Annotated in this window: 8 protein-coding genes; all 8 read left to right on the forward strand. The window is 71.8% G+C overall.

Annotated features, from left to right (window positions below):
• The first annotated feature begins 250 nt into the window (after positions 1-250).
• The 8 genes from pgsA to ABT129_RS24670 all read left to right on the forward strand — a co-directional run bounded on the left by pgsA (position 251) and on the right by ABT129_RS24670 (position 6,703).
• Positions 251-913 (forward strand): phosphatidylinositol phosphate synthase, encoded by a 663-nt coding sequence (gene pgsA, locus ABT129_RS24635; RefSeq protein WP_351905420.1) that lies wholly within the window; start codon positions 251-253, stop codon positions 911-913.
• On the forward strand, positions 910-1,854 hold the full coding sequence (locus ABT129_RS24640) for a phosphatidylinositol mannoside acyltransferase (protein ID WP_351905422.1): 945 nt from the start codon (positions 910-912) through the stop codon (positions 1,852-1,854). Before pgsA ends, ABT129_RS24640 begins: the two co-directional genes overlap by 4 nt.
• Positions 1,851-3,002, forward strand: coding sequence for a glycosyltransferase family 4 protein (locus tag ABT129_RS24645; protein WP_351905424.1), 1,152 nt, complete (start codon positions 1,851-1,853; stop codon positions 3,000-3,002). The genes ABT129_RS24640 and ABT129_RS24645 overlap by 4 nt, the downstream gene beginning before the upstream one ends.
• Positions 3,003-3,066: 64 nt before the next feature.
• Positions 3,067-3,708 (forward strand): N-acyl homoserine lactonase family protein, encoded by a 642-nt coding sequence (locus tag ABT129_RS24650; RefSeq protein WP_351905427.1) that lies wholly within the window; start codon positions 3,067-3,069, stop codon positions 3,706-3,708.
• Between the two features lie 11 nt (positions 3,709-3,719).
• Positions 3,720-4,262, forward strand: a complete 543-nt coding sequence (locus tag ABT129_RS24655) for a hypothetical protein (RefSeq protein WP_351905430.1) — start codon at positions 3,720-3,722, stop codon at positions 4,260-4,262.
• Positions 4,263-4,376: 114 nt separating this feature from the next.
• Complete coding sequence (gene pdxS, locus ABT129_RS24660) at positions 4,377-5,291, forward strand: pyridoxal 5'-phosphate synthase lyase subunit PdxS (RefSeq protein WP_351905433.1); 915 nt, start codon at positions 4,377-4,379, stop codon at positions 5,289-5,291.
• Positions 5,292-5,297: 6 nt separating this feature from the next.
• Positions 5,298-5,888, forward strand: a complete 591-nt coding sequence (gene pdxT / locus ABT129_RS24665; protein WP_351905436.1) for a pyridoxal 5'-phosphate synthase glutaminase subunit PdxT — start codon at positions 5,298-5,300, stop codon at positions 5,886-5,888.
• A gap of 62 nt (positions 5,889-5,950) precedes the next feature.
• Positions 5,951-6,703 (forward strand): YebC/PmpR family DNA-binding transcriptional regulator, encoded by a 753-nt coding sequence (locus ABT129_RS24670; RefSeq protein ID WP_351905439.1) that lies wholly within the window; start codon positions 5,951-5,953, stop codon positions 6,701-6,703.
• Positions 6,704-6,751: the final 48 nt, after the last annotated feature.

Consider the following 6,751-nt stretch of genomic DNA (forward strand, 5'->3'; position numbering starts at 1 on the left):
TCGCGCGGCCCCGGGCGTCCCCCGCGCGGCCCCGGGGCGCTCCGGGCGCCCCCGTGCCGTCCGGGGTCCCTACCGCCGCCGGGCAACCCCCGGGCGCTCCGGCGCGTCCATACGTCGTACGCGGAAGGGTGCTCGGGGGGACGTCGACGCGGCGGGACGGGTGCCCGCCGGTACGCCGGGGCGCGCGTGGCTACGATGGGTGAGCCGGTGGTCGTAGGGGCCGCGCGGCCCACCGAACCTCGGGAAGGCCATGCTGAACAAGTACGCGCGTGCATTTTTTACGCGTGTCCTCACACCGTTCGCCGCGTTTCTGCTCCGCCGGGGCGTCAGCCCCGACGCGGTCACGCTCATCGGCACGGCGGGAGTGATGGCCGGTGCGCTGGTCTTCTTCCCCCGCGGGGAATTCTTCTGGGGCACCATCGTCATCACCCTCTTCGTCTTCTCCGACCTCGTCGACGGCAACATGGCCCGGCAGGCGGGGGTCTCCAGCCGCTGGGGCGCCTTCCTCGACTCGACGCTCGACCGCGTCGCCGACGGCGCCATCTTCGGCGGCTTCGCGCTCTGGTACGCGGGCAAGGGCGACGACAACGTGCTCTGCGCCGTGGCGATCTTCTGCCTGGCGAGCGGTCAGGTCGTGTCGTACACCAAGGCGCGAGGCGAATCGATCGGCCTGCCGGTCGCGGTCAACGGCCTGATCGAGCGCGCCGAACGCCTGGTGATCTCCCTGGTCGCCGCCGGCCTCGCCGGGCTGCACGCGTTCGGCGTCCCCGGCGTCGAGATCCTGCTCCCGATCGCCCTGTGGATCGTGGCCGTCGGAAGCGCCGTGACCCTGGGCCAGCGGGTCGTGACCGTACGACGTGAATCGGCCGAGGCGGACGCCGCCGCGGCCGGGGGGAACGGGGCCGCCACGTGAGCACGCTGAAGGACCGACTGAGCGACGGGCTGTACGGCGCCGGCTGGGCGACCGTGAAGAAACTGCCCGAGCCGGTGGCCGCGGGCCTCGGCCGGCGGATCGCCGACCTCACCTGGAAGCGGCGCGGCAAGAGCGTCCTGCGTCTCGAGGCCAACCTCGCGCGCGTGGTGCCCGACGCCACGCCCGAGCGGCTCGCCGAGCTGTCGAAGGCCGGCATGCGCTCGTACATGCGGTACTGGATGGAGTCCTTCCGGCTGCCGACCTGGAGCAGGGAGCGGGTCGAACGCGGGATGGACCTCAAGGACGTCCATCACCTGAAGGACGGGCTCGCCGCCGGTCGCGGGGTCGTCGTCGCCCTGCCGCACCTGGCGAACTGGGACCTCGCGGGGGTGTGGGTGACCCGCGCCCTCGGCGTGCCGTTCACCACGGTCGCGGAGCGGCTCAAGCCGGAGACGCTGTACGACCGCTTCGTCGCCTACCGCGAGTCCCTCGGCATGGAGGTCCTCCCGCACACCGGGGGCTCCGCCTTCGGGACCCTCGCACGGCGTCTGCGGGCGGGCGGCCTCGTCTGCCTGGTCGCCGACCGCGACCTGTCGGCCTCCGGCACCGAGGTCACCTTCTTCGGGGAGACGGCGCGGATGCCGGCCGGACCCGCGATCCTTGCCCAGCAGACGGGAGCGGTGCTGCTGCCGGTGACCCTCTGGTACGACGACACGGACGTCATGAGGGGGCGCGTCCACGCACCCGTCGACGTGCCCGAGTCGGGTACGCGGGAGGAGAAGACGTCCGTGATGACACAGGCGCTGGCCGACGCCTTCGCCTCCGGTATCGCGGACCACCCGGAGGACTGGCACATGCTGCAACGACTGTGGCTCGCCGACCTGGAGGAACGCCCGGAACCCGCGGTGGGTGCCGAGCGTGGCGGGGAGCGCGGCGAGTGAGGATCGGGATCGTCTGCCCGTACTCCTGGGACGTGCCGGGCGGCGTCCAGTTCCACATCCGCGACCTCGCCGAACACCTCGTCCGGCTCGGCCACGAGGTCTCCGTCCTGGCTCCCGCCGACGACGAGACCCCGCTGCCGCCGTACGTGGTCTCGGCCGGCCGGGCCGTCCCCGTGCCGTACAACGGCTCCGTGGCCCGGCTCAACTTCGGCTTCCTCTCGGCCGCGCGGGTGCGCCGCTGGCTGCACGACGGCACCTTCGACGTCGTCCACATCCACGAGCCGACCTCGCCCTCCCTCGGCCTGCTCACCTGCTGGGCGGCGCAGGGGCCGATCGTCGCCACCTTCCACACCTCCAACCCGCGCTCCCGGGCGATGATCGCCGCGTACCCGATCCTCCAGCCCGCCCTGGAGAAGATCAGCGCCCGCATCGCGGTCAGCGAGTACGCGCGCCGCACGCTCGTCGAGCACCTCGGCGGCGACGCCGTCGTCATCCCCAACGGGGTCGACGTCGACTTCTTCGCCCGCGCCGAACCGAAGAAGGAGTGGCAGGGCGAGACCCTCGGCTTCATCGGCCGGATCGACGAGCCGCGCAAGGGCCTGCCCGTCCTCATGCGGGCCCTGCCCCGGATCCTCACCGAGCGGCCGGGAGCGCGGCTCCTCGTCGCCGGACGCGGCGACGAGGAGGAGGCGGTCGCCTCGCTGCCGCGCGAGATGCGGTCCCGGGTGGAGTTCCTCGGCATGGTCAGCGACGAGGACAAGGCGCGGCTGCTGCGCAGCGTCGACGTGTACGTGGCGCCCAACACCGGCGGCGAGAGCTTCGGCATCATCCTCGTCGAGGCGCTCTCGGCCGGCGCGGCGGTCCTCGCCTCCGACCTGGACGCCTTCGCCCAGGTCCTCGACCAGGGGGCGGCGGGCGACCTCTTCGCCAACGAGGACGCGGACGCGCTCGCGGACGCGGCGATCCGGCTCCTCGGCGACGAGGACCGCCGCGCGGGCCTGAGCGCCCGGGGCTCGGCCCATGTGCGCCGCTTCGACTGGGCGACGGTCGGCGCGGACATCCTGGCGGTCTACGAGACGGTCACGGACGGGGCGGCGGCGGTGGACACGGACGAACGCGTGGGGCTGCGGGCGAGGCTGGGCCTGTAGCCGGCGCACCCGTGGCGCGGGCCCGGGGCGGGTTGCGCGGCCCGCTTCCGGGCAGGTTGCGCGCATGGAATCGATCTCCGTGCACCAGCTCGACCTCGGGCACTTCACCCGTCCCGCCGCCGAGTGGGGCGGTCCCCACGCGCGCGTGGAGCCCGTTCTCGGGTACCTCGTGCGGCACGTCGGCGGGAGTCTGCTCTTCGACACCGGGATGGGGACCGGCTCCCCGGAGACGGACGCCCACTACCGGCCCGTCCGGCGCCCCCTCACCGTCGGCCCCGCCGACGTGGACCTCGTCGTCAACTGCCACCTGCACTTCGACCACATCGGCGGCAACCAGCGGTTCCCCGCCACCCCCGTCCTCGTCCAGCGCACCGAGCTCGCCACCGCCCGCGCCGGCGGCCACACCATCGACTCGCTCCTCCCCGGCGTCCGGTACGAGGAGATCGACGGCGAACACGAGATCGCGCCCGGCGTGCTGCTCCTGCCCACCCCGGGGCACACCGACGGCCACCAGTCGCTCCTCCTCGACCACGGCGACCGCGTGACCGTCCTCGCCGGGCAGGCGTACGACGTCGCGGCCGAGTTCGGGACGCCGTACCGGCCCTGGCTCGACCGGCTCGCGGAGCTGGCGGCGGGCCGCCCCGCGCGTGTCCTGTTCGCCCACGACCGTGACCTTTGGGAAGGGGTGCTGCCGCCGCCCCGGTAGCCTGTGCGCCCGTGACCGAAACCCTGATCTGGACCGTCGTCGCGCTGATTCTCATCGGCGTCTATCTCAGCTGGACCGCCGGACGGCTCGACCGGCTGCACTCCCGTATCGACGCCGCCCGCGCGGCCCTGGACGCGCAGCTGCTGCGCCGGGCCTCGGTCACCCAGGAGCTGGCCACCTCCGGTGTCCTCGACCCGGCCGCCTCGATCGTGCTGTACGAGGCCGCGCACGCCGCCCGGCAGGCCGAGGAGGACCACCGGGAGGTCGCCGAGAGTGAACTCAGCCAGGCCCTGCGGGCCGTCTTCGGCGAGCCCGAGCAGATGGAGGTCGTCCGGGAGGCCCCCGGCGGCGAGGAGGCCGCGGGGGAACTCGCGCAGGCCGTCCGCCGGGTGCCGATGGCCCGCCGCTTCCACAACGACGCCGTACGGGCCGCCCGTGCCCTGCGCCGTCACCGCACGGTCCGCTGGTTCCGGCTGGCGGGCCACGCGCCCTTCCCGCTGGCCTTCGAAATGGACGACGAGCCCCCGGTGGCCCTTGCCGATCGCCCGGTCTGACCCCCACAGCCTGGGAAAACGATCCACCGGGTCCACATTGGCCCTTGCTGTGGACCCGAGGTGGCCTGTTTCCTCATCTTGTCGTCAACCCCTGTTGTCACCAGTGAGGTATCCGTGTCCACCACGCCTTCCACCACCTTCCAGTCCCCCGAGACCGGCACCGCGCGCGTGAAGCGCGGCATGGCCGAGCAGCTCAAGGGCGGCGTGATCATGGACGTGGTCAACGCCGAGCAGGCGAAGATCGCCGAGGACGCCGGCGCCGTGGCCGTCATGGCCCTGGAGCGGGTCCCCGCGGACATCCGCAAGGACGGCGGCGTGGCCCGCATGTCCGACCCGAACATGATCGAGGAGATCATCGGCGCGGTCTCCATCCCGGTCATGGCCAAGTCCCGCATCGGCCACTTCGTCGAGGCCCAGGTCCTGCAGTCCCTCGGTGTCGACTACATCGACGAGTCCGAGGTCCTGACCCCGGCCGACGAGGTCAACCACTCCGACAAGTGGGCCTTCACGACCCCCTTCGTCTGTGGCGCCACCAACCTGGGCGAGGCCCTGCGCCGCATCGCCGAGGGCGCGGCCATGATCCGCTCCAAGGGCGAGGCCGGCACCGGCAACGTCGTCGAGGCCGTCCGCCACCTGCGCCAGATCAAGAACGAGATCGCCAGGCTGCGCGGCTTCGACAACAACGAGCTGTTCGCCGCCGCCAAGGACCTGCGCGCCCCGTACGAGCTCGTCAAGGAGGTCGCCGAGCTCGGCAAGCTGCCGGTCGTGCTGTTCTCCGCCGGTGGCGTCGCCACCCCGGCCGACGCCGCGCTCATGCGTCAGCTCGGCGCCGAGGGCGTCTTCGTCGGCTCCGGCATCTTCAAGTCGGGCGACCCGGCCAAGCGCGCCGCCGCCATCGTGAAGGCCACCACCTTCTACGACGACCCGAAGATCATCGCGGACGCCTCCCGCAACCTGGGCGAGGCCATGGTCGGCATCAACTGCGACACCCTCCCCGAGTCCGAGCGCTACGCCAACCGCGGCTGGTAAGCACTCATGACCACACCCGTGATCGGCGTCCTGGCCCTCCAGGGCGACGTACGGGAGCACCTGATCGCCCTGGCTGCGGCGGACGCCGTGGCCAGGCCGGTGAGGCGCCCCGAGGAACTGGCCGAGATCGACGGCCTCGTCATCCCCGGTGGTGAGTCCACCACCATCTCCAAGCTGGCCGACCTGTTCGGCATGGCGGAGCCGCTGCGCGAGCGCATCGCCGCCGGCCTGCCGGTCTACGGCACCTGCGCCGGCCTGATCATGCTCGCCGAGAAGATCCTCGACCCGCGTTCGGGCCAGGAGACCTTCGGCGGCATCGACATGATCGTCCGCCGCAACGCCTTCGGACGGCAGAACGAGTCCTTCGAGGCCGGCGTCACCGTCGCGGGTGTCGAGGGAGGCCCCGTCGAGGGCGTCTTCATCCGGGCCCCCTGGGTGGAGTCGGTCGGCGCCGAGGTCGAGATCCTCGCCGAGCACGAGGGCCACGTCGTCGCCGTACGACAGGGCCGCGCGCTCGCGACCTCGTTCCACCCCGAGCTCACCGGGGATCACCGCATCCACGCCCTGTTCGTCGACATGGTGCGCGCGGCACGCTGATCCGATCCCGGTAGGATCTCTGGGGTTCGTTCAGAAATGGGTTACGCGAAGGAGACAGGCAGATGTCCGGCCACTCTAAATGGGCTACGACGAAGCACAAGAAGGCCGTGATCGACGCCAAGCGCGGCAAGCTCTTCGCGAAGCTGATCAAGAACATCGAGGTCGCGGCCCGTACGGGCGGCGCCGACCTGGACGGTAACCCGACGCTGTTCGACGCCGTCCAGAAGGCGAAGAAGCAGTCGGTCCCGAACAAGAACATCGACTCCGCGCTCAAGCGCGGAGCGGGCCTCGAGGCCGGCGGCGCCGACTACGCCACGATCATGTACGAGGGCTACGGCCCGAACGGTGTCGCGGTGCTCATCGAGTGCCTCACCGACAACCGCAACCGCGCCGCCTCCGACGTGCGCGTGGCCATGACCCGCAACGGCGGCTCCATGGCCGACCCGGGCTCGGTCTCGTACCTGTTCAACCGCAAGGGCGTCATCGTGCTCCCCAAGGGCGAGCTGTCCGAGGACGACGTCCTGGAGTCGGTGCTGGAGGCCGGCGCCGAGGAGGTCAACGACCTCGGTGAGTCCTTCGAGATCATCAGCGAGGCCACCGACCTGGTCGCGGTCCGTACCGCCCTCCAGGAGGCCGGGATCGACTACGACTCCGCCGAGTCCAGCTTCGTCCCGACCATGCAGGTCGAGCTCGACGAAGAGGGCGCGCGCAAGATGTTCAAGCTGATCGACGCGCTGGAGGACAGCGACGACGTGCAGAACGTCTTCGCCAACTTCGACGTCAGCGACGAGGTCATGGAGAAGGTCGACGTCTGATCGCGACCGCTCCGCGGCGGGCCGACGGGGGACACACCCCCGTCGGCC

The sequence above is a fragment of the Streptomyces sp. NPDC002057 genome (assembly GCF_040296665.1).
GTDB lineage: Bacteria > Actinomycetota > Actinomycetes > Streptomycetales > Streptomycetaceae > Streptomyces.

Bases quoted from the DNA above. Each gene is read 5' to 3' on its own strand.
- pgsA (WP_351905420.1), top strand. From the start codon at position 251: ATGCTGAACAAGTACGCGCGTGCATTTTTTACGCGTGTCCTCACACCG.
- ABT129_RS24650 (WP_351905427.1), top strand. From the start codon at position 3,067: ATGGAATCGATCTCCGTGCACCAGCTCGACCTCGGGCACTTCACCCGT.
- pdxT (WP_351905436.1), top strand. From the start codon at position 5,298: ATGACCACACCCGTGATCGGCGTCCTGGCCCTCCAGGGCGACGTACGG.
- ABT129_RS24670 (WP_351905439.1), top strand. From the start codon at position 5,951: ATGTCCGGCCACTCTAAATGGGCTACGACGAAGCACAAGAAGGCCGTG.